Genomic DNA, 25,118 nt, shown 5'->3' on the forward strand with positions numbered 1-25,118 from the left:
CCGGGGCCTGTTTCAGGCCCCTTTCACTGCCCGTTTACGTGCCTTCTTTTCCACCACGATCGATTTCACTTCACTTTCAATCCAGCCATCGGCCAGACGCGTTTTCAGCGTATCGCCCGGTGCGGTCTGCGTGGTTTTCTTCAGCAAAGCGCCCTGCGGCGTGGTTGTTACACTATAACCGCGTGCCAGCGTTGCCAGTGGGCTGACCCCCTCGAGCTGCGCACAGGCTTTGCCGAAACGTTCACGGTGTTCACCCAGTTGCTCGGACATGGCCTGTTGCAGACGGTACTGTAACTGCTGAACCCGCTGTTGCGCGCGGTGAATACGTGGCTGCGGCTGTTGCTGTGTCAGGCGCTGTTGCAGCCGGTCAGTGCGACGCAGCATCTGACGCAGCTGATTTTGCATCGCTTCATCCAGACGGCGGCGCAGTTTGAACAGCGCAGTCTGCTGACGCGCCAGGCGCAAATGCGGATGCTGCTGTTGCAGACGATGGTTGAGACGGCTGAAGCGCTGGGCAAGTTGCGCGAGGTAATAGTCCATCGCCATTTCAAGACGCTGGTGCTGTGACTGAATTTGACGCAGCAACTCCAGCTGATTGCGGCTGATAAGTTCTGCGGCGGCTGATGGCGTGGGTGCGCGCAAATCCGCGACAAAATCGGCAATAGTGACATCGGTTTCGTGGCCGACAGCGCTGACTATCGGAATGCGGCTGGCGAAAATGGCCCGCGCAACGCGTTCGTCGTTAAAACTCCATAAATCTTCCAGCGAACCGCCGCCGCGCCCGACGATCAGGACATCCACCTCTTCACGAGCATTCGCCAGCTCAATAGCACGGACGATTTGCATGGGCGCATCCACACCCTGAACGGACGTGGGATAGATAATCACCGGGAGTGATGGATCGCGCCGCTTTAATACGTTTAAAACATCATGCAACGCCGCACCGCTGGCGGAGGTGATCACGCCAACGCTTTTTGCCGGCGAGGGCAGCGCTTGTTTGAACTGGCTATCGAACAGACCTTCAGCCGCCAGCTGTTGCTTTAGCAAATCGAATTTTTGCTGCAACAGACCGTCACCGGCTTCCTGCATACTTTCGGCAATCAGCTGATAATCGCCGCGCGGTTCATACAGCGTAATAGTCGCGCGGACTAAAACCTGCTGGCCGTTTTGCGGACGGAAGGTGGTGCGGCGGTTGGTATTGCGGAACATGGCGCATTTGACCTGCGCGCGGTCATCTTTGAGGGTGAAATACCAGTGGCCGGAAGAGGGCTGAGAGAAATTTGAGATCTCACCGGAGAGCCAGACCTGACCCATTTCGTTTTCCAGCAACTGTCGGACCGTCTGATTCAGGCGGCTTACGGTAAAAATAGGAGGCGAAGAAGGTAGCGGCATGTGATCCAGATCAAATTCAAAAACAGAGACTTAATCGAACGATACTACATGCCCGTAAAAGGTAATCAAGAAGTTTTTGAAATAGTTCTGGTCGGAATGCCTACTCACCTGTATACTCCCGCTGCAATATTTTATCTTTTCCGCATCCACCTTGGTGAGATATTGCCCATGCTACGTATCGCAAAAGAAGCACTAACGTTCGACGACGTTCTCCTTGTTCCAGCCCACTCCACAGTTCTGCCCAATACTGCCGATCTCGGCACTCAACTGACCGCTAAAATCCGTCTGAATATCCCTATGCTGTCCGCAGCGATGGATACCGTGACTGAAGCGAATCTGGCGATTGCTCTGGCGCAGGAAGGCGGCCTCGGATTCATCCACAAGAACATGTCTATTGAGCGTCAGGCGGAAGAAGTCCGTCGCGTGAAAAAGCATGAAAGCGGCGTTGTTGCTGACCCTAAAACGGTTACGCCACAAACTACTCTGCGCCAGGTTAAAGAACTCACTGAAATTAACGGTTTTGCCGGTTATCCTGTGGTGACCGAAGAGAACGAACTGGTCGGTATTATTACCGGTCGTGACGTGCGCTTCGTGACCGATCTGGAACAGCCTGTCACCGCAGTCATGACGCCGAAAGAACGTCTGGTTACCGTGAAAGAAGGCGAAGCTCGCGAAGTCGTGCTGCAGAAAATGCACGAAAAACGCGTGGAAAAAGCGCTGGTGGTTGACGCGCAATTCCATCTGCTCGGTATGATCACCGTTAAAGACTTCCAGAAAGCCGAACGCAAACCTAACGCATGTAAAGATGAGCAGGGTAGCCTGCGTGTCGGTGCTGCGGTTGGCGCGGGTGCTGGCAACGAAGAACGTATCGACGCACTCGTTGCGGCGGGCGTTGACGTTCTGCTGATCGACTCCTCCCATGGCCACTCCGAAGGCGTTCTGGAACGTATCCGCGCTACCCGCGCAAAATACCCGGATCTGCAAATCATCGGCGGTAACGTCGCGACTGGCGCAGGTGCTCTGGCACTGGCGAAAGCGGGTGTGAGCGCGGTGAAAGTCGGTATCGGTCCAGGCTCAATCTGTACCACACGTATCGTGACCGGCGTGGGCGTTCCACAGATCACTGCCGTTTCTGACGCGGTTGAAGCGCTGGAAGGCACCGGGATTCCTGTTATCGCCGACGGCGGTATCCGCTTCTCCGGCGACATCGCTAAAGCTATCGCTGCCGGCGCAAGCTGCGTGATGGTCGGCGGGATGCTGGCAGGAACCGAAGAATCTCCGGGCGAAATCGAACTGTATCAGGGCCGCTCCTTCAAATCCTACCGTGGTATGGGCTCTCTGGGCGCAATGTCCAAAGGCTCTTCAGACCGTTACTTCCAGACCGATAATGCCGCTGACAAACTGGTGCCGGAAGGTATCGAGGGTCGCGTTGCTTACAAAGGCCGTCTGAAAGAAATCGTTCACCAGCAAATGGGCGGTCTGCGCTCCTGTATGGGTCTGACCGGTTGTGCTACCATCGACGACCTCCGCACCAAGGCTGAGTTTGTTCGTATCAGCGGTGCCGGGATTCAGGAAAGCCACGTACATGACGTGACCATTACCAAAGAGTCACCGAACTACCGCATGGGTTCTTAATCCCTTAAGACAGCGAGCAATTAGCTCGCTGTCTGCTTTTATTGCACTAAGAAAAATTTAACCTGTTGTTTTAACGCTTTTATTGCTTTCTGGAAAACGCCCCTCATGAGCGAAAATATTCACAAGCACCGTATCCTTATCCTCGATTTCGGCTCCCAGTACACTCAACTTGTTGCACGCCGCGTGCGCGAGCTCGGTGTCTATTGCGAACTCTGGGCCTGGGACGTAACCGAAGCCCAAATCCGCGAATTCAACCCGAACGGGATCATCCTGTCCGGTGGCCCGGAAAGTACCACCGAGCATGACAGCCCGCGTGCGCCAGACTACGTCTTCGAAGCCGGTGTGCCGGTGCTGGGCGTGTGCTACGGCATGCAAACCATGGCAATGCAGTTAGGCGGCCATGTTGAAGGTTCTAACGAACGCGAATTTGGTTATGCACAGGTTGAAGTTCAGACTGAAAGCGCGTTGATCCGCGACATTCAGGACGCCCTGAGCGATAACAGCAAGCCGCTGCTCGACGTCTGGATGAGCCACGGCGATAAAGTAACGGCTATTCCGTCAGACTTCGTCACCGTTGCCAGCACCGATACCTGTCCGTTTGCCATTATGGCGAATGAAGAAAAACGTTTTTACGGCGTACAGTTCCACCCGGAAGTGACGCATACCCGTCAGGGCTTGCGCATTCTGGAACGTTTCGTGATGGACATCTGCCAGTGCGAAGCGTTGTGGACCCCGGCTAAAATCATCGAAGACGCCATCGAGCGCCTGCGCGTACAGATTGGCGACGATCATGTGATCCTCGGCCTGTCCGGCGGTGTGGACTCTTCCGTGACCGCGATGCTGCTGCACCGCGCCATCGGCGACCGTCTGACCTGTGTCTTCGTCGATAACGGTTTACTGCGTCTGAACGAAGCCGACCAGGTGCTGGAAATGTTCGGCGACCGTTTCGGTCTTAACATTGTTCACGTGGCAGCGGAAGAACGTTTCCTTTCTGCGCTGGCCGGTGTTGATGAGCCGGAAGCAAAACGTAAAATCATTGGCCGCGTGTTTGTTGAAGTCTTCGATGAAGAAGCCTGCAAGCAGGATGCGGTGAAATGGCTGGCGCAGGGCACCATCTACCCTGACGTGATCGAATCCGCTGCCTCTGCGACCGGCAAAGCGCACGTGATCAAGTCCCACCACAACGTGGGCGGTCTGCCAAAAGAAATGAAACTGGGTCTGGTTGAGCCGCTGAAAGAGCTGTTCAAAGACGAAGTGCGCAAAATCGGTCTGGAACTCGGCCTGCCATACGACATGCTGTACCGTCACCCGTTCCCGGGGCCTGGTCTGGGCGTGCGCGTGCTGGGCGAAGTGAAGAAAGAGTACTGCGACCTGCTGCGTCGTGCGGATGCTATCTTCATCGAAGAACTGCACAAAGCCGACCTGTATAACAAAGTCAGCCAGGCGTTCACCGTCTTCCTGCCCGTCCGTTCCGTTGGTGTGATGGGTGATGGGCGCAAATACGACTGGGTTGTTTCACTGCGCGCAGTTGAAACTATCGACTTCATGACCGCGCATTGGGCGCACCTGCCGTACGATTTCCTTGGCCGCTGCTCCAACCGCATCATCAACGAAGTCGATGGTATTTCCCGCGTGGTGTATGACATCAGCGGCAAGCCACCGGCGACGATTGAGTGGGAATGATTCTCCCCCGATAACCACTGCATTAACGAAGCCCGCATTTGCGGGCTTTTTTTATGGTGCGTCAGTGAGGGTTTATCCTCTCAATACATCCACTTTTCCACGATGGCATCACCCAGATGCTCGCGCAGCAGGTCTTCATTATCTTCTTCGCCATGCGCGTCGAGCAGGCATTTGAACATCAGTATGTCGAGATACTGGCCGACATCGGTGAACATTTGCGTGAGCATCGGCGAGCAGTCGTGATCGAAGTACCAGACCTCACCCGTTTCACGGTGAAAACACCACAGGTTGCCATTGCCCAGATAGTCGCCGAAAACAACCAGTTGGTTGACCAGCGCCCATTGCGGGGCGGCGTCGGGGACATTTTCCAGAATGTCAGTAATGCCAGGATAGGCATCGTGCAGCGGTTCTATGCTGGCGTATTTTGCGGGCGTTACACTGCACAACGTTTCGGCCAGATTCAGGGTACCAATTTGCTCATGATAAACACGAAGTAACGGTGGAATGGCGCAGCCCAGACGCTGTTCGAGCGCTGCTAACTCTTTTGCGCTGACTGGCGTGAAGGGATCCGGTTTTTCCCATTGTGCAAGCCAGGCCTGGGTGCAGCTACGCCACCAGCCCAGCCGTGCTTTGTCATCTGAAAATTCCGGCCATGCCAGTGGCGGGAGCTCGCCGGAAGGCGCAGGTGGGTGGGAATTTGAGTTCATATCTGACTTTGCCTCATTTTTATTCTGTCTTGCTACCGGAAGTAACGCAGTAGCTGAAATCGATCCCTGATGCAGGATAGCGTCGTCGCAGCGGTGCCGCAAACCGCTCTATAATTTTATTGGATAGAAAATCCCACCGGGTGATAATCGATTTACAAACGGCAGGGAGGGTATTGGCCGTTTGAACACCATGAACACTCATCACTAATGGGCAATTTTCAACTATGTTCAAACGTATCCTGTCTGCCTTCAGCGGCAAAAAGAATGTTAAATCTCCTGCCATCGTCTCTGATCAAACAAGTGAACTCACCCCTCCGACAACTCAGGAAGAACTGATTGTTGCTTATGATGCCTATGGTCGCGAGATGCATATCACGCGCGGCGACTGGCGCGAAAAAGTCTTTCTGCCTGCTTTACAACAAAAGTGGGCCGACGCTGCCGGGCTCTATGACACGATACTCTCGGGGTTGAATGACGGCTTTGCAGCCGACCTGATGCCGGCAGCCCGACGTCTGGTTGAGATTGACGATCTTCCCGAGCGCTGCCATGTAATTCAGGGCATTGTGCTGATGAAAAATGGTCAATTATCTGACGCTGAAAAGACCTTGCGCACAGGCATTGAAAAAGCCGGTGCCACGGGCACGCTGTTGACAAATTTAGCGAAAGTATTTGCCGAGGCGGGTGATGAAAACCGGGCAGAGGAAACGCTTTGGCAAGCCATTTTAACCGATCCTAATTTGGAGAATGGTTTGATGTGGTGGGCAACGATTCAGCAGGAACGTGGCGGCGATGCGGCCTATTTATCAGGCCTGCGTGCTGTAGCTGCTTTGCCCGGCAGCTGGAGAGCACAATGTTGCCTTGCCCGTTATCATCTGGAACACCAGGAGATTGAATCTGCCCGTACCTTATATAGCGACGTGCTGGCTGGCGGCCTGTTCGACGGGGGAGCTTTAATGATGATTTCCGGCGATCTAGGCAATAATGGGCAGATTCCACTGATCGTCGAACTTGTTGCTCCGGTCTATGATGAGCACAAGCATGATCCGATGGCCGGTCTCAATTTGCTGCGCGCCTATCAGGCATTGGGCGATGCTCAGGAGGGCGAAAAGCTGCTAACTCGAATGTATTCCCTGAGTTTTACGCCAATCAAACAGTATCTGGACGAATTTGCCCAAACCTTTCAGGCGATGCGTAAAAGAGCCGAAGAGGGGATACCTGTTGACCCTGACACGCTAAAAATCAGCACGCTGGTACTCACCCAGCCCGTCTGGCATTACGGTTTATGCAAAGCAGACTGGCTCTTCGAACAAAAGGGTGAGGACATCGACCATGTGGGTTTCTTCGCCCTTGCGAAAAAAAGGGAGGGGGACGAAGGTCCCGAATCGCAGCGAGAGGATGAAATTGGTCGTCTGACACGCGCTATTCCTTTGTATTTCGCCGAAGCCGCTCACTATTGGAGTCAGTTTGCGGCCCGTTTCTATATTCAGGTCGCAGAGGGCGGAGGCCCTGTTGTATCGGGAGAGGAGGCGGATGCAAATGCGCTTTTCGACGTTGTACCGCCTGCGATGAAGTTTTTTGTAACAGGTGAAATCGGTTGCTCGGGCGAAGATGAGCAGCGTCAGTGGCAAATTTCGCTCAGTCTGTGGAATTGCACCACCCGCAAGAAACAGGCTTTCGAAAGTGGTCAGGCACCCGATGCAGAGCTTGGTTCTCTGATACTGAATCTTGAAGAACGTCTGCTTGCTCACATCGGGCAGAGGCGTGAACAGCCTCTTGATACGTTTTATCTCCGTCCTTCTACTGAAGCCATGAAAGTGTATCTGACAGCGTTGGGGCAAACTTTCATGCTGACGTTGATTGCCAATGAACAGGTGCCGGCGTCTTCAATGTGGGGTGAACGGGCAATGCTCGACTGGCCGCTTAACATGGCTTTACATTGGCCGTCAGCAGAAGTCCTTAAAGTGATGTATATCTCCGGGCTGGGTAAAGCCTTCGACTATCAGTCAGAGGTTCTCGCAGAATATCGGGAACGAAGCCTGAATTTATTGCGTGAAGCTAAAGAACTCAATAGTCCGGCAATTCATCTTGCACCGCTCGTATGGAAAATATTCGGCATGCGCGACGAATTTAACGCTCATCGTCAAAATGTCTCTGCTGACGCAAGCAAAGCCTATAGAGAATGGTTGGAGCGTGTGTCTGCAAAGTAGAAATACACAGGCTTTTTAATTGTGAATACGTCTGCGCATTTTTAAACAGGAATAATAAACCTGTTATTGAGAACCCTTAAATAGCCAGTTGATAACCTTATCCGCTGGCTTTTTATTTGGGGTTTTTGCAATCGCAAAATAGCATGTCCGGGGAATGGAGTGGGTTCACCGGTGAGGAGAGGGAGGATCAGGCTTTTAGCCAGGCAACGCCGCTGGCTTTCATTTCTTTTTCTAACTCGCTCCCGCGGGTGGCAAACACGCGTTTGACCGGGAAGCCGCTTTTTTCCAGCATGTAGGCCAGCGCCGCATATTCACGCGGATATTTTGCGGCTACGGCGCTATCGATCTCGACCGGCCCCATCGGGAAAGTGAAACTCGCCATATCGTAAATGCTTTGGCGGTGCAGGAGTTTCCAGACACCATCACGCTTTTCCACCCAATCGTAAAAACGGTTATGCCCCACGCAGCCTACGTTCAGTTTGACGTTCTCGCCGATGATCATGGCATTGGTCTCGACAATTGCTTTCGTCGCGGTCTGATTGAACGTCACATTGGGGGTGCCGATCAGGTGTTTAGTTCGTGCGTCGGATGCACCCATTTTCATCGAGCCATCAACAAACTCGCTGGCCAGACCCTCGAACCAGGTGACTTCAATAGTGCCATCAGGATGAAAAAGCTCACGAAGCCCATCCCATTGACCCAGATCACGATGGATCCAGCCGGTCATCAGGTCGGTTATTTGCAGACGATCTTCAAGATAATGTTGCATGGCAAAGTCCTTAAGCAGAAGGCACCTGTGTGCCGATGAAGCAGAGCATCCTCTTTAACGTTGATAAATTCCAATGTGTTAATATGAATAATCTATCATTTTAAATGATTAATGGGGGTGCGATGGAATTACGTCATCTGAGGTATTTTCTGGCGGTTGCCGAAGAGAAGCATTTTGGGCGAGCCGCTGAGCGACTGCACATTGTGCAACCGGCCTTGAGTATGCAAATTCGTGCGCTGGAGGAAGAGCTCGGAGGGCCGTTGTTTGTGCGCACCAGCCGCCGGGTAGACCTGACCGACGCAGGCCACTTACTGCTCGCCCAGGCACGTAGTACGCTCGCTCAGGTTGAACATGCCAAATTAACCGTCCAGCGCGTCATACGGGGTGAGCTGGGAAGCATACGGCTGGGGTTTGCCGGGAACGCCGTTTTTAGCGGTAAACTGATGCGCGATCTGCGCGCCTTTCACAAAGCGTATCCTGATGTCGAATTGATTGTCCGTGAAATCCCCCCGCAGCAGCAGGCAGACGCGATTCTGGCAGGGCAGTTGGACATTGGGTACACCCCCGATCACAGCAAGTTACACGTTCGGGCGCTGGTGGCTGAAAGAATTGGTTACTGGGAAAGACGGGTGGCCATGGCTGACGATCACCCTCTGGCCTATATTCCCCGGCTCAAAGTAGCAATGCTCGCGACAGAACCGCTGATTTTCTACGATGCGCACGATGCGGATGAGTATTTGCTTCACAGGCTCATTGAGATGCTGGGGCATACACCTAATATCGCTCATCGTACTTCCAGCACCCTGAGTGTTCTGGCTTTAGCGGCGGCCGGAATGGGTATTGCATTAGTCCCTGAGCCTCTGGAACAGGTGCATATACCGGGGCTGATATACCGCAAGCTGGAAGAACCCGATCTGGCCGCCAACCTGATGCTGGTGAGCCGCGCCGGAGAAACCAATGGCGCAGCCTGTACTTTTCTGGCGATGGCGCGAGAAGGTATGGACAGCGATAAGGCCATCGGTTGACGGCCTTCCTTTTTTATTTTAAATGCGCCGCAAACCCCGTCTTGCCCGGTGCGATTTCAGGCTTCAGCGTCAGTGAAGGGATTTCGTACTCGCCACTATTTTGGTGTCTGAAAGCGATGGGTGTGGTGCTCTCTAACGTATCCAGCCGTGTGGCGAGTTCATCACAGATCTGATTAAAGCGTGCGGCATCAGTACGGCCTGTGCGATACAACACCAGCGGCGGAAGCACGGTGAATCCCGGATAATGCAGTACCCCATGCTGGATAGGGAAAAGCACATCGTCGATAGCTCCGTTTATGCCACGCGGGCTGTAATGCGATTCCCAGCCGCCGGTACTGACCATCAGCATCGCACGTTTACCCTTCATCGCGCCTTCTCCGTATCGGTCACCCCAGTGCGTATCCGAATGTTCCCCTACGCCATAAGCAAATCCATAAGCATAAACGCGATCAACCCAGCCTTTCATGATGGCAGGCATTGAAAACCACCACAGCGGAAACTGGAAAATGACCGTATCCGCCCAGCGTAATTTCTCCTGCTCAGCGACGATATCGGCGCTTTGTGTGCCATTTTTAAACGCGCGCTGGGAATCCAGAGAAGGATGAAACGGAATGTCCGCTGAGGGGGCAATGTTGTCACGGGCATCCAGTTGAGCTTTCCACTGCATAGCATAAAGGTCAGAAACCTGAACGTTGTGACCCGCAGTACGAAGGTGGGTGATAGCGAAATCTTTCAGTGATCCGTTAAGGGACTGAGGTTCCGGGTGGGCATACACAATTAAAATATTCATGACGAACTCTCTGTGGTGGGTATCAATGCAGAGTAAGATGTCATCAGGTATAGTTAAAATGAATTTAAAATATAACAGGTATAGTCATGAACAATTTCAGCCGTCTTGATCTCAACCTTTTAATGACGTTGGATGTTCTGCTGGCTGAACATAATGTGACGCGCGCGGCGCAGCGGTTAAACCTTTCTCAACCCTCTATCAGCGTTCAGCTCGCTAAGTTACGCGATTTTTTTGACGATCCGCTGCTGCTGCCAGGGCCACGCGGGATGCGCCCGACGGCACGCGCGGATGAGTTACGTGAACCTCTCCGGCGGGCGCTGACAGCACTTGAAAATGCGGTTGCTACGGGTGAAGTTTTCGAACCCTTCAGGGCGGTCAATACGTGGAGACTGGGCGCGGCGGATTATGGCGAATCGACCATCGTTTTACCTTCCCTACAGGCTTTGCGCGAGGCCGCTCCCGGAACCCGGCTGGCAATATTTGAAACATCTCCGACGCGCATTGTCAGGAAGATGGATCAGGGGGAGCTGGATTTGGCGTTTCATACCTCTGACGTAGTGGCGTCGGGGTTACATCGGAAGTTATTGTTCAACGAGCGCTACGTTCTGGTGAGCCGGAAAAATCCTGCGCGCGTGTCAGCCAACATTTCTGTCGCCGAGTTTTGCGCGCTCGAACATGTTGTCGTTTCACCGGATGGGGGAGGGTTTGAGGGCATAACAGACAGTGCGCTGGCGCAATTCGGATTATCCAGACGTGTGGTGCTCTCTGTACCCCATTTTTTATTCGTGATTCAGGTCCTGATGACCACCGGTTTAGTGGCAATGCTTCCTGAGCGGCTGGTACGCGACAATCCGGCATTGCAAATCACTGAACCGCCGGTGACCATCCCCGGCTTTGAAATGTATATGTACTGGCACGAACGTTCTCACCGGGATCCTGCCCATATCTGGCTGCGCGAATTTATGAGCCGCGAGGTATGATCAAGCGTGCAGGGAATAAAAAAGGCAGCCATCCGGCTGCCTCATAAAATACTCACTCACGCGTCTGGTTTAGTTAGCCTGGAATAACTTAGTGTCATTCGCCAGACTATCGACCACGACTTTCAGGTCATTCGCGGTAACTTTCTGGGTGTCGTTGGACACTTGTTTACCGAAGCCTTTACGTACCACTTTGAAGACGGGTTTACCGGTGCTGGCATCGACCAGTTCGCCCTCGAAATACACTTCTGTATCACGGGTACGGTGGCCGGTAGCTGTTTCGGTTCCTGCAATCACCAGTGCAACCGGGATCACTTCATAGAATTGCAGACCTTCGGCTGACGTATTTACGCCGGTGATGGCCCCTTTGAAGATAAGCGTGCGTGGACCTGCGTGATCCGTCAGTTGCAGACGCTCACCCATGGCCGGTTTCAGGCGGGTGTTGGCGTAATCCAGCACGCCTTGCAGCGTTTCTTTACTGATTTGCGCGGTAGGTTGTGGTTCCGGATAGAATTTGATCGGTTCAAACATCAGGTAAGAATAGTTTGATGCTTTAAAGGAAGGATCAATCCAGCGCAGCACAGGGGTGCCTGACGCGGTTTTGGTCTCTTTCAGGTTGGAATAATCACCGAGGAAACCAGAGAATTTTTCGCTCTGAGTGACATGACTGGTACAGCCAGCTAAGAGCAGGGCACCGGTCACGAGTGCGGCCTGAAGCAGTTTTATTTTTTTCATTCGTACCCTCAAAAAGTTTAAGAAGACAAAGTATGTATAGCACTGCTGGGGAATTTAACCTCTTAACAACAAAGAAAAATTGATGGAGAACAGAATATTGATATTTATGAGGTAAGCGACGAATAACTCACTTTGTTTTATTTAGCAGATGAATGAAAGAGATAATACTCCCCTTTCGGGCTATCCCCCGTGGCGACTACGATCCAGCCCTTTGATAAATAGAATCCCACCGATTTTTTACTGTTTACTAAACATTTCAGCGAGCCGGTGCGGGTAAAGGTTTTTTCGGCGGCATGCAGCAATGCGCTGCCAGCGCCCGTTCCCTGAAACTGGGGATCGATAAACAGGTTATGCAGAAAATTTTCCTGAGTGAAAATGGAAGCAAAGCCGAGCAAATGGCCGTCGCGCTCGGCGACCAGAATCGTCTCGCCAATCACCGCACGATCGAAGTCCTCCAGCTTATAGTCAGCGTTTTCCAGCCAGGTCCAGGTGTCTTTGCGTGCGGCCAGATACAGCGTACGTAAAAAAGGGCGATCGGCTTCTTCGTAAGGGCGAATGTGTAGTGGTGATACCAAAGAGTGAACCCCCTCAAAGATTGTGTGGATATTGTCGACTATAGTGCGCGTCTCACTTAATGATACTGCCAGCGACTATGTATGAGTTCAATTTGGTTTTGTTGCTGTTGCAGCAAATGTGCGTTTATTTAGTTATCGCTTACTTACTCAGTAAAACCCCGCTGTTTATTCCCCTGATGCACGTCACCGTTCGGCTGCCACACAAACTGTTGTGCTATTTCATGTTCTCGATGTTCTGCATCATGGGGACCTATTTTGGGCTGCATATTCAGGACTCTATTGCCAATACCCGCGCGATCGGTGCAGTGCTCGGCGGTTTACTTGGCGGGCCGGTCGTCGGCGTGCTGGTCGGGCTGACCGGTGGATTGCACCGGTATTCTCTGGGTGGGATGACGGCGCTGAGCTGCATGATTTCGACGGTGATGGAAGGGCTGCTCGGCGGTATCGTTCATCGCGTGCTGATGCGGCGGGGGCGTATTGACCGGTTGTTCAATCCGCTGACCGTTGCGGGCGTCACGCTGTTTGCCGAAATATTGCAGATGGCGATCATTTTGATGGTCGCACGTCCTTTCGACGAGGCCCTGCGGCTGGTAAAAAGTATTGCCACGCCGATGATGGTGACCAATACCATTGGCGCGGCGATGTTCATGCGCATTCTGCTCGACCGGCGGGCGATGTTCGAGCGCTACACCACGGCATTCAGCGCCCGTGCGCTGAATATTGCGGCCTGTACCGAGGGCGTGCTGCGGCAAGGGTTTAATCAGGAAAACACCGCGCGGGTAGCGCAGATCATTTATCAGGAACTGGATATTGGCGCGGTGGCGATAACCGATCGCGAGAAGCTACTGGCGTTTGTCGGGATCGGCGACGATCACCATCTTCCGGGCTCGCCGATTTTGTCCGAGCACTCACACCGCGCTATCGAACATAACGAAGTGGTCTACGCCGACGGCAATGAAGTGCCGTATCGCTGTACGCAAAGCCCGTCGTGCAAGCTAGGGTCGACGCTGGTGATCCCGCTGCGCGGCGAGAATCAGGAAGTGATCGGCACGATCAAATTGTACGAAGCCCGCAACCGGCTGTTCAGTTCGATCAACCGGACGCTGGGCGAGGGGATCGCCAGTTTACTGTCGGCGCAGATCCTCGCCGGACAGTATGAGCGCCACAAGCAGCTGCTGATCCAGTCTGAAATCAAACTGCTGCACGCGCAGGTGAATCCTCACTTTCTGTTTAACGCGCTGAATACCCTGGTGGCGGTGATCCGCCGCGACAGCCAGCAGGCGGGCGAACTGGTCCAGCATCTCTCCACCTTCTTTCGCAAAAATCTCAAACGGCCCCAGGAGGTGGTGACGCTGGCCGATGAAATTGAGCACGTGGAAGCCTATCTGCATATCGAACGCGCGCGGTTCAGCGACCGTCTCAGCGTGACGTTTGATTTCCCCGACGCACTGCAACAGCTGTTTTTACCCGCTTTTATGCTGCAACCGCTGGTGGAGAACGCCATCAAGCACGGGACGTCGCAGCTGCTGGGCGCCGGGCACATTCATCTTTCCGCCATCGGGCAGGGCGATTGTCTGGTGCTGACCGTCGAAGATAACGCCGGGCTGTATGCGCCGTCGGCTGGCGGAAAGGGACTGGGCATGAGTCTGGTCGATCGTCGTCTGCGCGGGCGCTACGGCGAAGAATTTGGTCTGCATGTGGAATGCGAACCGGAACAGTTTACCCGTGTCATTTTACGGTTGCCGTTAAGGAGTCAGCATGCTGAAAATATTGATTGTTGATGACGAGCCACTGGCGCGTGAAAATCTGCGTTTTCTGTTGCAGGATAGGGCGGATATCAGCGTGATCGGCGAGTGTGAAAACGCCGTGGAAGCGCTGGGAGCTATCAACCGGCTGCAACCCGACGTGGTGTTTCTCGATATCCATATGCCGCGCATCAGCGGGCTGGAGCTGGTCGGGATGATCGACGCTGAGCGTATGCCGCACATCGTATTTCTCACCGCCTATGACGAATATGCCCTGCAGGCGTTCGAAGAGAACGTTTTTGATTATCTGCTCAAGCCGGTACAGGCATCGCGGCTGGAGAAAACCCTATGTCGTCTGCGTAAGCATCTGCCGGAACAAAATATCACCGCGCTGATGGCCGGAGAACCGGATCTGGCGCTGATCCCCTGCTGCGGCCAGAACCGCATTTATCTGCTTTCCTTCGACGAGGTGATTTTTGTCAGTTCGCGCGTCAGCGGCGTCTTCGTAAACCGCGCCGATGGCAGTGAATGTTTTACAGAACTGACACTGCGCACCCTGGAAAATCGGACGCAGCTGCTGCGTTGCCACCGGCAGTTTTTGATCAACATAAGCCATCTGCGGGAAATTCGTTTTGACGACAGCGGGCTGGCGGAGTTGGTGATGAAAAACCAGGTGCGCGTACCGGTCAGCCGTCGCTATCTGAAAGCCCTGAAAGCTCAACTGGGGCTCTGAGGCACGCCGTTCATCCCTGCATTTTGCCGCTTAAATCGCTATGCCGCCGCTGACCTAAACAGCGGACGCGCTTTCTACAGGGCTTTGCTACGTTGCACCGGATTATTCCTCATCCGGAGAACAACAAGATGCAACACGCACTGACTTTTGTCATCGCGACTCTGTGTATCCTGACCATCTGCTACCGATTTTACGGCGTGTTTTTCGTCCGTAAAGTGCTGAAAGCCGATGATGCTCAGGTCACGCCGTCGCATTTACTGGAAGACGGGAAAGACTATGTCCCGACGAAGAAATGGGTGAACTTTGGCAGCCACTTTGCGGCAATTGCGGCGGCGGGGCCCCTGGTCGGCCCGGTGCTGGCGGCGCAGTACGGTTATCTGCCCGGCATGTTATGGCTGCTGATCGGTTGCGTGGTCGGCGGCGCGGTACACGATACCGTCGTGTTGTTCGCCTCGATGAAACACCGGGGTAAGTCCCTGTCGGAAGTCGCTAAGCGTGAACTCGGGCCGGTAGCTGGCTGGTGTACCGGGCTGGCGATGCTATTTATCATCACCATTACCATGGCGGGGTTGTCGATGGTGGTAGTACATGCCCTTGAGCGTAACCCGTGGGGCACGTTTGCCGTCTTCATGACCATCCCGGTGGCGATTTGCGTCGGCCTGTGGGAGCGTCTGACCGGCAGTATGAAAGCCGCTTCGTGGGCAGGCATTATCGCGATTATGGCCTGCGTGGTGATCGGGCCGTACATCCAGGCCTCGGCGTTTGGCGAATGGCTCAGCCTGCGCGCCTCGACGGTCAGTCTGGTCCTGCCGGTCTACGCTTTCTTCGCCACCGCTCTGCCGGTATGGATGTTACTGACGCCGCGCGGTTATCTCTCCAGCTTCATGAAAATCGGTGTGTTCGGCGCGCTGATCGTCGGCGTGGTGTTCATCAACCCGGAAATTCAGTTCCCGGCGATCACGCAGTTTATCCACGGTGGCGGCCCGGTGCTGGCCGGTCCGGTCTGGCCGTTTATCTCAATCACTATCGCCTGTGGCGCGATATCAGGTTTCCACGCATTTATCGGTTCCGGCACCACGCCCAAGCAAATAGACAAATGGAGTGACATTTTGCCGGTCGGTTTTGGGGCGATGTTAGCGGAGTGCGTGGTCGGCGTGATGGCGTTGATTGCCGCCACCGCGCTGCATCCGGCGGATTATTTTGCGATTAACTCCGCGCCAGAAGTGTTTGCCGGTCTTGGCATGCAGGTGGTGAATCTGCCGTCGCTTAGCCAGGAAATTGGCTTAGATCTGAGCGGGCGCACCGGCGGTGCCGTGACGCTGGCGGTGGGCATGGCAGATATCTTCACGCGCATCCCGTGGTTCAGCCATTTGTCCTCTTACTTCTTCCAGTTCGTGGTGATGTTCGAGGCGGTATTCATCCTGACAGCGGTCGATTCAGGCACCCGTGTGGCGCGCTATCTGTTGCAGGATTTCTTCGGTGACCTGTGGGCGCCGCTGAAACGCACTGACTGGTGGCCGGGCGCGGTGGCATGCAGTATTGTCGCCTGCCTGCTGTGGGGATATTTGCTGAACTCCGGCGATATTAACTCAGTCTGGGCGCTGTTTGGCGTCTCCAACCAGCTGATGGCTTCAATCGGCCTGATGATCGGCGCGACCATTATTCTGCGTCTGGCGGATAAGCGCCGCTATATGCTGACCTGCCTGATCCCGCTGGCGTATCTCTACGTGACCGTGAACTACGCGGCGTACTGGATGGTGGCTCACGTCTATTTCAATCCGCTGGCCAAAGGTTTTAATCTGTTCAACGGCACAATTTCTATCATCATGGTCGCGCTCGGCGCGGTAATTATGGTGGCATCCATCCTGCGCTGGATAAAACTGTGGCAGGCACGCAGTGAAGGCGTAGTGGAAGATGTGGCGGCGACGGTGTAAATCACGGTTATCTCATCAGCCCTGTCAATGGACAGGGCTTTTTTGTATCAATTGCTGATTGATCTTCCTGCCGTCCACACCAATAATGCTTCCTTGACTCGGGGTGCCGCTCTTGCAAAAGACAGGCTGAGATTTTACCCGTATTACCTGATCTGGATTATGCCAGCGTAGGGAAGTCAGGTATCTCTCCCGATGCCGCCTTCCTGAAAGCCGGTTGGGAGACTTATGAACGTCCGACCTTCCGTATTTCCCGGTGCGATTGCCGCCGGTTCTTTGCAACAACTCCGCCATTCATCACCGCTGGTCCACTGCCTGACCAACGACGTGGTGCAATCTTTTACTGCCAATGTTTTGCTAGCGCTGGGAGCGTCTCCGGCGATGGTGGTTGATCCTGCCGAAGCGGCGCAGTTTAGCGCCGTTGCTGATGCCTTACTGGTCAACGTAGGTACGCTGACGCATCCTCACGCCGATGCCATGCTGGCGGCTATTCAGGCGGTGAATCAGGCCGGAAAACCCTGGGTGCTGGATCCGGTGGCCGTTGGCGGACTGGGCTGGCGCACCGAATTCTGTCTCGACATCATCAAACTCAAACCCGCCGCCATTCGCGGCAACGCCTCGGAAATCCGCGCGCTCAGCCGTCTGAGTGCGTCCGGTCGCGGCGTCGACAGCGGTGATGACTCTCTTTCTGCCTTGCCCGCCGCGCAGCAGCTGGCGCATGAAACCGGCGCGATTGTCGCGGTCACCGGTGAGACAGATTATGTGACCGACGGCGATCGCTGTTGGGCGGTGCCGGGCGGCCATCCGATGATGACCCGCGTGGTCGGCACCGGCTGTGCGCTGTCGGCGGTGGTGGCCGCTTTCATTGCGTTGCCGGGCGACCGGCTCGATAACGTCGCGGCAGCCTGTCGCGTCATGTCCTGCGCCGGTGAACGTGCCTGCGCTACCGTCAAAGGGCCGGGCAGCTTTACGCCAGAGTTTCTCGATAATTTGTACGTAATGAACGGGGAGTGGTTAAACGGGGAGACGCAGCCATGAAGCGGATTAATGCGCTGACCATTGCAGGCACCGATCCGAGCGGCGGTGCCGGGATCCAGGCTGATCTCAAAACATTCTCGGCGCTCGGCGCTTACGGCACCAGCGTGATCACCGCGCTGGTGGCGCAAAACACCCGCGGCGTTCAGTCGGTTTATAATATCGAACCGGAATTTGTGGCGGCGCAGCTGGATTCTGTGCTCAGCGACGTACGCATCGACAGCACAAAAATCGGTATGCTGGCAAACAGCCAGATTGTGGAAGCGGTCGCGGAACGGCTCCGGCACTATCAGCCGCCGTTTGTGGTGCTTGATACCGTCATGCTGGCGAAAAGTGGCGATCCGTTATTGCTGCCGGAAGCGGTGGATGCAGTACGCCGGTTGCTGATCCCGCAGGTTTCGATCATCACGCCAAACCTGCCAGAAGCGGCAGCGTTACTGGAATGTGCGATAGCGACCAGCGAAGCGGAAATGCGTGAGCAGGGTGAAACCTTGCTGGCGATGGGGTGTGGCGCGGTGTTGATGAAGGGCGGTCATCTGAGTGATGAAGAAAGTCCTGACTGGCTATTTATGGCCGGTTCCCGTGAGCGTTTTACCGCGCCGCGTGTCAATACCCGCCATACTCACGGCACCGGCTGCACATTGTCTGCGGCGCTGGCGGCACTGCGCCCGCGTCACAACAACTGGGCGGATACCGTGCGCGAAGCCAAGACATATCTGCAACATGCGCTGATGCACGCCGACTCTCTTGAAGTGGGCCACGGCATCGGCCCGGTGCATCATTTTCACCGCTGGTGGTAGGGCGTTATTGACATCAATCAGGCGCTGCGTTGAGTTTCTGCCAGCGCCTGTTGAGTCTGATGAAACATGGACAGCGCCCGTTGTAAGTGCACGGCGTCGAACGGATTCAGCGGATAGAATTTTTCGTCTTTACGCGGGCGCAGCATCACGCGGATTTTATTCGCTGACATCCTTTCATAAAGATAGCTGGCGATGTCCTGATTCTCTTCATCTTTCCATGACAGCACCAGCGCCGCATGCTCACCGCTGCGGCGGCCAATAAACTGCTCGTTCAGCCAAAGACCTTCCAGATCGCCATCATTTTGCAATTTTTTGCCGCTAAACCACGGTGAATCTGCCAGCAACCACAGCGCCTGCGGTGTGATCTCTTCATGCAACTGTCGCCACATTGGACGGTTATTGTCCATCTGCCAGCAGGCCATACCAAGATAATCATTCAGCTCGCGCCAGTCATTTTCCAGCCGCTCTTTCAGTTCGGGATCCTGCACGTGCATAAACTGTTGCAGACCGCTGGCCTGTTCGCCCAGCTTGTTATAGGCGACCACCGTCATGGTGCGGGGTGTTCGGCGAAAGGTGACCCACAGCAGGATTTTAGGGATACGAAAAGTAATGGCCTGAATGGTCAGCTTGTAACGATTACCGCGAGACATTACCAGGCCGTTCGCGGTACCGCGTTTGTCCTGATAATTTCGCACCAGCACCACGCTGTTCTGGCCCATCCATCCGGTGAGGTAATGTTCTTTCTCGCTTTCCGCCACGTCGAGATCGCGGGCGATCTGGCTGATTTTTTCTTCATCCAGCTGGGCGAGGGACAGTGACTCTTCAGCACTGTAAAAGCTTTTCTTCAGGGAGGCAGTAGCAGGCATAAGAATTTCCACGGTATCGATGTGGTTTACAGCTTACCTGAAGTTGTCATACAAATTTTAGGGTTAACCCGCAAAAATTAACCTAAAACGATCTGACGGCAGATTTATTCGGGATAATGCCTTTTACTCCGCATCAAACCAGTCGCTGTTTTGCTCGGCTATCGGGGTAATGGTAGAAATCATTTCCTGCAAATGAAGGCGGATGGCATTTTCAGCGGCGTCCGGGTCATGCGCTTTCAGAGCGTCGAAAATGGCATAGTGCTGCGCGATAAGATTTTCCGGCGGGGAGACTTTGCTGAGTGTCAGGAACCGTACGCGATCCATCGTCGCTTTGATGTGTTCGACGGTTTCCCATGCCAGACGGCAGTCGATAATTTGCGCGATAGTGCGGTGAAAATCATCGTCGAGCAACAGAAATTCCTGCGTTTGCTGGCTTTTTGCCGCCAGCGTCTGACGCTCAAGATTATGTTCCAGCAGCGCCAGATCTTTATCCGTGGCAACCATAGCAGCACGGCGAACCACGGCGGTTTCAACGGCCTCACGAATGAAACGGCCATCGGCGACGCGCTTGGATGAAATCTTCATCACATACGTACCGCGTTGCGGTAAGACCTGAACCAGCCCGGCTTCGGCCAGTTTGATAAAGGCTTCGCGAACCGGCTGGCGCGATACGTTAAAGCGTGTGGAAATCTCTTTCTCCGAGAGGAATGCCCCCGGCGCGATGGCACAGGTGACGATGTCCTGACGCAAGGTGCGGTAAATCTGCTGATTCACCGGCACATTACTGAGAAATTCAAAGGCGTCTGTCATGGGCAAAAGTTGTCTTCAGAGTCGGGAGTTAACAATACTAGCATGAGTTTTCTCAGGGTTTTGAGATTGTTAGCGCAAGGTTGTGACAGAAATTTGGGATATTTCATAGAAACTAATCCGAATTGATATGCTCACGGCAATAAAGTTTTTTATAGGCTGCCGGGGTCATGCCCAGCAGCTTGCGAAACACCCGGCGAAAATATGCAGCGTCGTTAAAACCGGTGAGCCGTGCGACATCAGCGACGTTTCCGGTATTGGCCAGCAGCAGCTTCTCGGCGGCGGCGACACGCTGTTTATGCAGCGCATCTGTCAGGGTCATCTGGAACGTCAGACGAAAAACGCGTCCAAGATAATCGGCATTGCAGTGCAACCTTTCCGCCAGCTCAGAAGCACCGAGCGGCAGATGAAACTGAGTGGTGATGAGTTGCCGCGCCTTATAGGCCAGCGCGACGCCGGGCCCGCCGGGTTCCACATTTTCCGGCCAGGTGCGCGCGACTTCCTGCAACAGCAAAATCAGATACAGCGCCAGTGAATTCCCGCCTCTTTCCTGCTCATATAAAAATAGTCTGAATAGCGTTAAGAGTGTTTCACGATCCCTGACTTTGCAATGCTGTGGAATATTCAGCTGTAAAGAGGGATTATTTTGCCATGAATCCATTAACGTGCGATTGCTCTCAATATCGAAGTGTAACCAGTAAAATTTTAATTCAGGATCAAACGTCGTTAACCCTTTATGTTCTCTGCCGGGGAATAACAGTAAACTTTCCCCTTCACGCAAATCAAAACGCGTATTCTCTTCCTGCAATGACAGGCTGCCGCGTACGACATAAATCAATTCATGCGAGTTAAGTCTGTGTGTCGGATGTGTGCCGATCCCACGTGAGATAAAGAGCCCGCCGTTCTGCACGTTAACCGGGTACTTCACTGGAAATGAAAGTGCATCAGTCATTTAGCAGTCACGTCCTCAGCAAGTAAAGCCTGACAGTAGCACATGGCACGCTGGCTACCCGTCCTGTCGGCAGACGTTTTGATCTGCTTCACATATTCCATGCGTGAGTCGGAATTGTCCCGTTTAACTACTTTATCCTCCTCTTGTTGGCGTCTGGTTCCCGTGCCAGATTAAATGCGTACCCTATAAAAACAGGCTGATATAACGCCTCAGCCTGATATCCCTGCATTCCTGACGGCTTATTAATACACATATAAAAGCGAGGAAATATAATGCCAACAGATTCTGTTAATACCGGTTCAATATCGGGAAAGAACGCGGAGGGAATAATTTCCGCGCACACCAAACTTTCTGTCAGTGAGAAAATAGGTTATGGATTAGGGGATGCCGGTGGCACGATCATTACCTGCCTGATCACCAGTTTCCTGACCTTCTTCTATACCGACGTATTTGGCCTGACACCGGCGATTGTCGGTACATTGTTTATTTCCCTGCGCGTTATCGATGCGATTTCCGATCCGCTGATGGGCATTCTGGCCGACCGCACGCAAAGCCGGTGGGGACGTTTTCGCCCGTGGCAACTTTGGATCGCGCTGCCGATTGGTGTGGTGGGTTTTCTGACGTTTACCGTGCCAGGTTTGAGCGGCGACGCCAAAATTGCCTATGCCTTCTTCACATATTTTCTGCTTTCAGTGTCTTACACCGCGATAAATGTGCCGTATTGCGCGCTGATCAACACCATGACCACCGATCATCGCGAAGTCATTTCCTGCCAGTCATGGCGCTTTGTTTTGTGCGGCGTGGCGGGCTTTATGGTGTCCGTCGGGCTGCCGTGGCTGGTGCAGATTTTCGGCAAAGGCGATGCGGCGCTCGGGTATCAGCAAGGTGTCGGCTTACTGTGTGCCATTGCCGTAGTGATGTTTCTCTGGTGCTTCTTTACCGTACGCGAACGTCTGCCGCTGGCGCTGCTCGGCCAGTTCAGCATTCGTGAACATATTCGTGGAATGCTGAAAAACGATCAGCTGCTGCTGGTATTGCTGATGTCCTTTCTGCTGATCAATGTGTTCAATCTGCGCGGCGGCGGCTACATGTATTTCATTACTTACGTGCTGAAAGGCGGTGCCGGATACGCCTCTATGTTCTTTGGCATGGTGACGCTGGCGTCGATTCTGGGGGCGGTGATCGTCAATCAACTGACCCGGCTTATCGACAGCGTCCGTCTCTATATGATCACCAATCTGGTGCTGGCGGTATTTTCTCTGCTGCTGTGGTTTGTGCCAGTGGGTGAACAATTCCAGACGCTGTGGCTGGGGATAATCTTTGTGCATTGCGTGATCCTCGGATTCACCCTGCCGCTGCACTTTTCCATCATGGCGTTCGCAGACGATTACGGTCACTGGAAAAATGGCATCCGTTCCTCGGGCATGAACTTCGCCTTCAATCTGTTCTTCATCAAGCTGGCCTGGGCGTCAAGTGCCGGGATCATCAGCCTGGTTTTCATTTGGGTGTCTTATCAGGCAGGTGCCGAACACCAGACGCCTGCGTCGCTCGGCGGCATCACGTTGCTTGAAACGCTGCTGCCTGCGGCGATGCATCTTCTGCTGGCGGGGACGCTGATGTTCTGCAAGCTCGATAACACACTGCTGACGCGGATGTCGCACGATCTGGCGGCCAAAATTTAATGACGTTCATTATTTCAGGAGGTTGTATGTCATTTTCTCCGGTTGAATCTTTAGAAGTACCTTTGCAAAAAGTGAATATTTCCGATGCGTTCTGGCTCGAATATCAGCGTCTGGTGAGGGATGTGGTGGTGCCTTATCAGTGGAAAGCGCTGAACGACGATGTGGCAGAGGCCGAGCCGAGCCATGCGATTGAGAATTTCAGAATTGCCGCCGGTCAGAGCGAGGGGGAGTTCTATGGCATGGTGTTTCAGGACAGCGATGTCGCCAAATGGCTGGAGGCGGTCGGGTATTTGCTGGCAAAAACGCCGGATGCTGAACTGGAAAAAACGGCGGATGCAGTCATTGAACTGGTCGGCGCGGTGCAACAACCTGATGGTTATCTCAATACCTATTTCACTGTCAAAGCACCGCAGCAGCGTTGGACGAATCTGGCGGAGTGTCACGAGCTTTACTGCGCCGGGCATTTGATCGAAGCAGGCGTAGCTTACGCACAGGCGACCGGAAAAACCCGTTTGCAGGATATTGTTTGCAAGCTGGCGGACCACATTGCACAGGTTTTTGGCCCCGGCGAACAGCAGTTGCACGGTTATCCCGGTCATCCGGAAATAGAACTGGCGCTGATGCGTTTGTATGAAGCCACCGGCGAAACCCGTTATCTCGAACTGACGCGTTACTTCGTCGAACAACGTGGCGCAGAGCCGCATTTCTACGATAGCGAATACGAAAAACGCGGTAAAACGTCGCACTGGAATACTTACGGCCCGGCGTGGATGGTGAAAGACAAAGCCTACAGCCAGGCGCATGTGCCGATAGCGCTACAGACCACGGCTATCGGCCACGCGGTGCGATTTGTGTATCTGTACGCCGGTGTCGCGCATCTGGCGAGACTGAGTCAGGATCAGGAAAAACGTGAAGTCTGCCAGCGACTGTGGGAAAACATGACCCAGCGGCAGATGTACATTACCGGTTCTGTAGGATCGCAAAGCAGCGGCGAAGCGTTTTCATCAGATTATGATTTACCCAACGACACCGCTTATACCGAAACCTGTGCCTCGATTGGGCTGATGATGTTTGCCAACCGCATGTTGCAGCTGGAGGCTGACAGCCGTTACAGCGACGTCATGGAGCGCGCGCTTTACAACACCGTGCTGGCCGGTATGGCGCTCGACGGGAAACATTTTTTCTACGTTAATCCGCTGGAAGTGCATCCGAAAAGTATCCCGTTCAACCATATTTACGATCACGTCAAAACGGTGCGTCAGCGCTGGTTCGGCTGTGCCTGTTGTCCGCCGAATATCGCACGTCTGTTAGCGTCGCTCGGGCATTATATTTATACCCAAAGGCCGGACGGTGTGGACATCAATCTTTATATCGGCAGCGATGTGGAAGCGACGGTCGCAGGCAAACCACTGCGTCTCAAACAGTCCGGCGGCTATCCGTGGACCGAACAGGTGCTGATTGAAGTCAACACCGATGCGCCGCTGGAGGCCACGCTGGCGCTGCGTTTACCGGACTGGTGCGCCAGCCCGCAGGTGATGCTGAACGGTAAGCCGCTGGAACTGGTCGGTCTGACCCGGCGCGGCTATTTGCGGCTGACGCAGGAATGGCAGCAGGGCGATCGCATTGAAATGACATTACCGATGCCGGTGACGCGTGTGAAGGGGAATACGTTGCTGCGACATGTCGCTGGAAAAGTGGCGATCCAGCGCGGTCCGCTGGTGTATTGTCTCGAACAGGCGGATAACGGCAGCGAACTGCACAATGTCCGGTTGCCGTACGATGCGCAGTTCCGGTTGATCGCCGGAAGCGGACTTTTTGCCGGTAAGACGCTGTTGCAAACTCAGGGGCAGCGCCGCTCGTCGTCTCAGGCCGGTGAGCAGCCGCTCTACCGCTTCAATCCATCAGTCGAAGAGACCGTATCGCAAACCATGACGTTTGTGCCGTACTTTACCTGGGCAAACCGTGGGGAAGGGGAGATGCGCGTGTGGATTGATGAAGCGTAAAAATATTAAGCGTTCGTGATAAAAGCAAACCCGGCGCATTTGGCCGGGTTTGTCTTATTGATATCCGCG

21 protein-coding genes and 1 riboswitch are annotated in these 25,118 nt (G+C 54.1%); of the genes, 12 read left to right on the plus strand and 9 right to left on the minus strand.

What is annotated here, in order from left to right:
- Positions 1–12: 12 nt before the first annotated feature.
- Positions 13–1,392 (minus strand): exodeoxyribonuclease VII large subunit, encoded by a 1,380-nt coding sequence (xseA, locus tag I2123_RS07245; protein WP_213052078.1) that lies wholly within the window; start codon positions 1,390–1,392, stop codon positions 13–15.
- A gap of 168 nt (positions 1,393–1,560) precedes the next feature.
- Here xseA and guaB point away from each other — a divergent pair, with 168 nt between their 5' ends.
- Together guaB and guaA are read left to right on the plus strand one after the other, a co-directional pair.
- The gene (gene guaB, locus I2123_RS07250) at positions 1,561–3,027 is read left to right on the plus strand and encodes an IMP dehydrogenase (RefSeq protein WP_136627576.1); all 1,467 of its coding nucleotides are present in this window, start codon (positions 1,561–1,563) and stop codon (positions 3,025–3,027) included.
- 105 nt (positions 3,028–3,132) lie between these two features.
- The gene (gene guaA / locus I2123_RS07255) at positions 3,133–4,710 is read left to right on the plus strand and encodes a glutamine-hydrolyzing GMP synthase (RefSeq protein ID WP_213052079.1); all 1,578 of its coding nucleotides are present in this window, start codon (positions 3,133–3,135) and stop codon (positions 4,708–4,710) included.
- A gap of 80 nt (positions 4,711–4,790) precedes the next feature.
- Here the strand turns inward: guaA and I2123_RS07260 are convergent, their stop codons facing one another.
- On the minus strand, positions 4,791–5,417 hold the full coding sequence (locus I2123_RS07260; protein ID WP_213052080.1) for an SMI1/KNR4 family protein: 627 nt from the start codon (positions 5,415–5,417) through the stop codon (positions 4,791–4,793).
- 224 nt (positions 5,418–5,641) lie between these two features.
- Here I2123_RS07260 and I2123_RS07265 point away from each other — a divergent pair, with 224 nt between their 5' ends.
- Positions 5,642–7,624 carry a tetratricopeptide repeat protein gene (locus tag I2123_RS07265; RefSeq protein ID WP_213052081.1) on the plus strand — a complete coding sequence of 661 codons (1,983 nt, stop codon included), beginning with the start codon at positions 5,642–5,644 and terminating at the stop codon, positions 7,622–7,624.
- Between the two features lie 187 nt (positions 7,625–7,811).
- Here I2123_RS07265 and I2123_RS07270 read toward each other — a convergent pair whose 3' ends face one another.
- Complete coding sequence (locus tag I2123_RS07270; protein ID WP_213052082.1) at positions 7,812–8,393, minus strand: nuclear transport factor 2 family protein; 582 nt, start codon at positions 8,391–8,393, stop codon at positions 7,812–7,814.
- Between the two features lie 122 nt (positions 8,394–8,515).
- Here I2123_RS07270 and I2123_RS07275 point away from each other — a divergent pair, with 122 nt between their 5' ends.
- Positions 8,516–9,418, plus strand: coding sequence for a LysR substrate-binding domain-containing protein (locus tag I2123_RS07275; RefSeq protein WP_213052083.1), 903 nt, complete (start codon positions 8,516–8,518; stop codon positions 9,416–9,418).
- 13 nt (positions 9,419–9,431) lie between these two features.
- Here I2123_RS07275 and I2123_RS07280 read toward each other — a convergent pair whose 3' ends face one another.
- Entirely contained in the window at positions 9,432–10,208 is a 777-nt protein-coding gene (locus I2123_RS07280; RefSeq protein WP_112164855.1) for an NAD(P)H-dependent oxidoreductase, read from the minus strand.
- Between the two features lie 86 nt (positions 10,209–10,294).
- On the opposite strand from I2123_RS07280, the gene I2123_RS07285 reads away from it, so the two are divergent.
- Positions 10,295–11,188 (plus strand): LysR family transcriptional regulator, encoded by an 894-nt coding sequence (locus tag I2123_RS07285; RefSeq protein WP_213052084.1) that lies wholly within the window; start codon positions 10,295–10,297, stop codon positions 11,186–11,188.
- Between the two features lie 69 nt (positions 11,189–11,257).
- On the opposite strand, the gene I2123_RS07290 is transcribed toward I2123_RS07285, so the two are convergent.
- Complete coding sequence (locus I2123_RS07290; protein WP_112164859.1) at positions 11,258–11,920, minus strand: DUF3313 domain-containing protein; 663 nt, start codon at positions 11,918–11,920, stop codon at positions 11,258–11,260.
- A 137-nt stretch (positions 11,921–12,057) separates the two neighbouring features.
- Complete coding sequence (locus I2123_RS07295; RefSeq protein ID WP_213052085.1) at positions 12,058–12,495, minus strand: GNAT family N-acetyltransferase; 438 nt, start codon at positions 12,493–12,495, stop codon at positions 12,058–12,060.
- 77 nt (positions 12,496–12,572) lie between these two features.
- On the opposite strand from I2123_RS07295, the gene I2123_RS07300 reads away from it, so the two are divergent.
- From I2123_RS07300 to thiD, 5 genes are all read left to right on the plus strand, one after another.
- Positions 12,573–14,276 (plus strand): sensor histidine kinase, encoded by a 1,704-nt coding sequence (locus tag I2123_RS07300; protein WP_213052086.1) that lies wholly within the window; start codon positions 12,573–12,575, stop codon positions 14,274–14,276.
- A complete protein-coding gene (gene btsR / locus I2123_RS07305) occupies positions 14,254–14,973 on the plus strand; it encodes a two-component system response regulator BtsR (RefSeq protein ID WP_213052087.1) in 720 nt (239 codons plus the stop codon). The genes I2123_RS07300 and btsR overlap by 23 nt, the downstream gene beginning before the upstream one ends.
- 128 nt (positions 14,974–15,101) lie before the next feature.
- Complete coding sequence (locus I2123_RS07310) at positions 15,102–16,907, plus strand: carbon starvation CstA family protein (protein WP_213052088.1); 1,806 nt, start codon at positions 15,102–15,104, stop codon at positions 16,905–16,907.
- Positions 16,908–16,996: 89 nt separating this feature from the next.
- A riboswitch (TPP riboswitch) is annotated at positions 16,997–17,098 on the plus strand.
- Between the two features lie 34 nt (positions 17,099–17,132).
- Complete coding sequence (thiM, locus tag I2123_RS07315) at positions 17,133–17,942, plus strand: hydroxyethylthiazole kinase (RefSeq protein ID WP_213052089.1); 810 nt, start codon at positions 17,133–17,135, stop codon at positions 17,940–17,942.
- Positions 17,939–18,739, plus strand: a complete 801-nt coding sequence (thiD, locus tag I2123_RS07320) for a bifunctional hydroxymethylpyrimidine kinase/phosphomethylpyrimidine kinase (protein ID WP_112164871.1) — start codon at positions 17,939–17,941, stop codon at positions 18,737–18,739. The genes thiM and thiD overlap by 4 nt, the downstream gene beginning before the upstream one ends.
- A 17-nt stretch (positions 18,740–18,756) precedes the next feature.
- Here thiD and I2123_RS07325 read toward each other — a convergent pair whose 3' ends face one another.
- From I2123_RS07325 to I2123_RS07335, 3 genes are all read right to left on the minus strand, one after another.
- A complete protein-coding gene (locus tag I2123_RS07325) occupies positions 18,757–19,605 on the minus strand; it encodes a hypothetical protein (RefSeq protein ID WP_213052090.1) in 849 nt (282 codons plus the stop codon).
- A 123-nt stretch (positions 19,606–19,728) separates the two neighbouring features.
- A complete protein-coding gene (locus tag I2123_RS07330; protein ID WP_112164874.1) occupies positions 19,729–20,415 on the minus strand; it encodes a GntR family transcriptional regulator in 687 nt (228 codons plus the stop codon).
- 112 nt (positions 20,416–20,527) lie between these two features.
- The gene (locus tag I2123_RS07335; RefSeq protein WP_213052091.1) at positions 20,528–21,364 is read right to left on the minus strand and encodes a helix-turn-helix domain-containing protein; all 837 of its coding nucleotides are present in this window, start codon (positions 21,362–21,364) and stop codon (positions 20,528–20,530) included.
- Between the two features lie 272 nt (positions 21,365–21,636).
- Between I2123_RS07335 and I2123_RS07340 the strand changes: the two genes are divergently transcribed.
- Positions 21,637–23,046 (plus strand): MFS transporter, encoded by a 1,410-nt coding sequence (locus I2123_RS07340; protein WP_213052092.1) that lies wholly within the window; start codon positions 21,637–21,639, stop codon positions 23,044–23,046.
- A 26-nt stretch (positions 23,047–23,072) separates the two neighbouring features.
- The gene (locus tag I2123_RS07345) at positions 23,073–25,049 is read left to right on the plus strand and encodes a glycoside hydrolase family 127 protein (RefSeq protein WP_213052093.1); all 1,977 of its coding nucleotides are present in this window, start codon (positions 23,073–23,075) and stop codon (positions 25,047–25,049) included.
- Positions 25,050–25,118: the final 69 nt, after the last annotated feature.

Source organism: Rahnella inusitata (assembly GCF_018288855.1).
Lineage (GTDB): Bacteria > Pseudomonadota > Gammaproteobacteria > Enterobacterales > Enterobacteriaceae > Rahnella > Rahnella inusitata.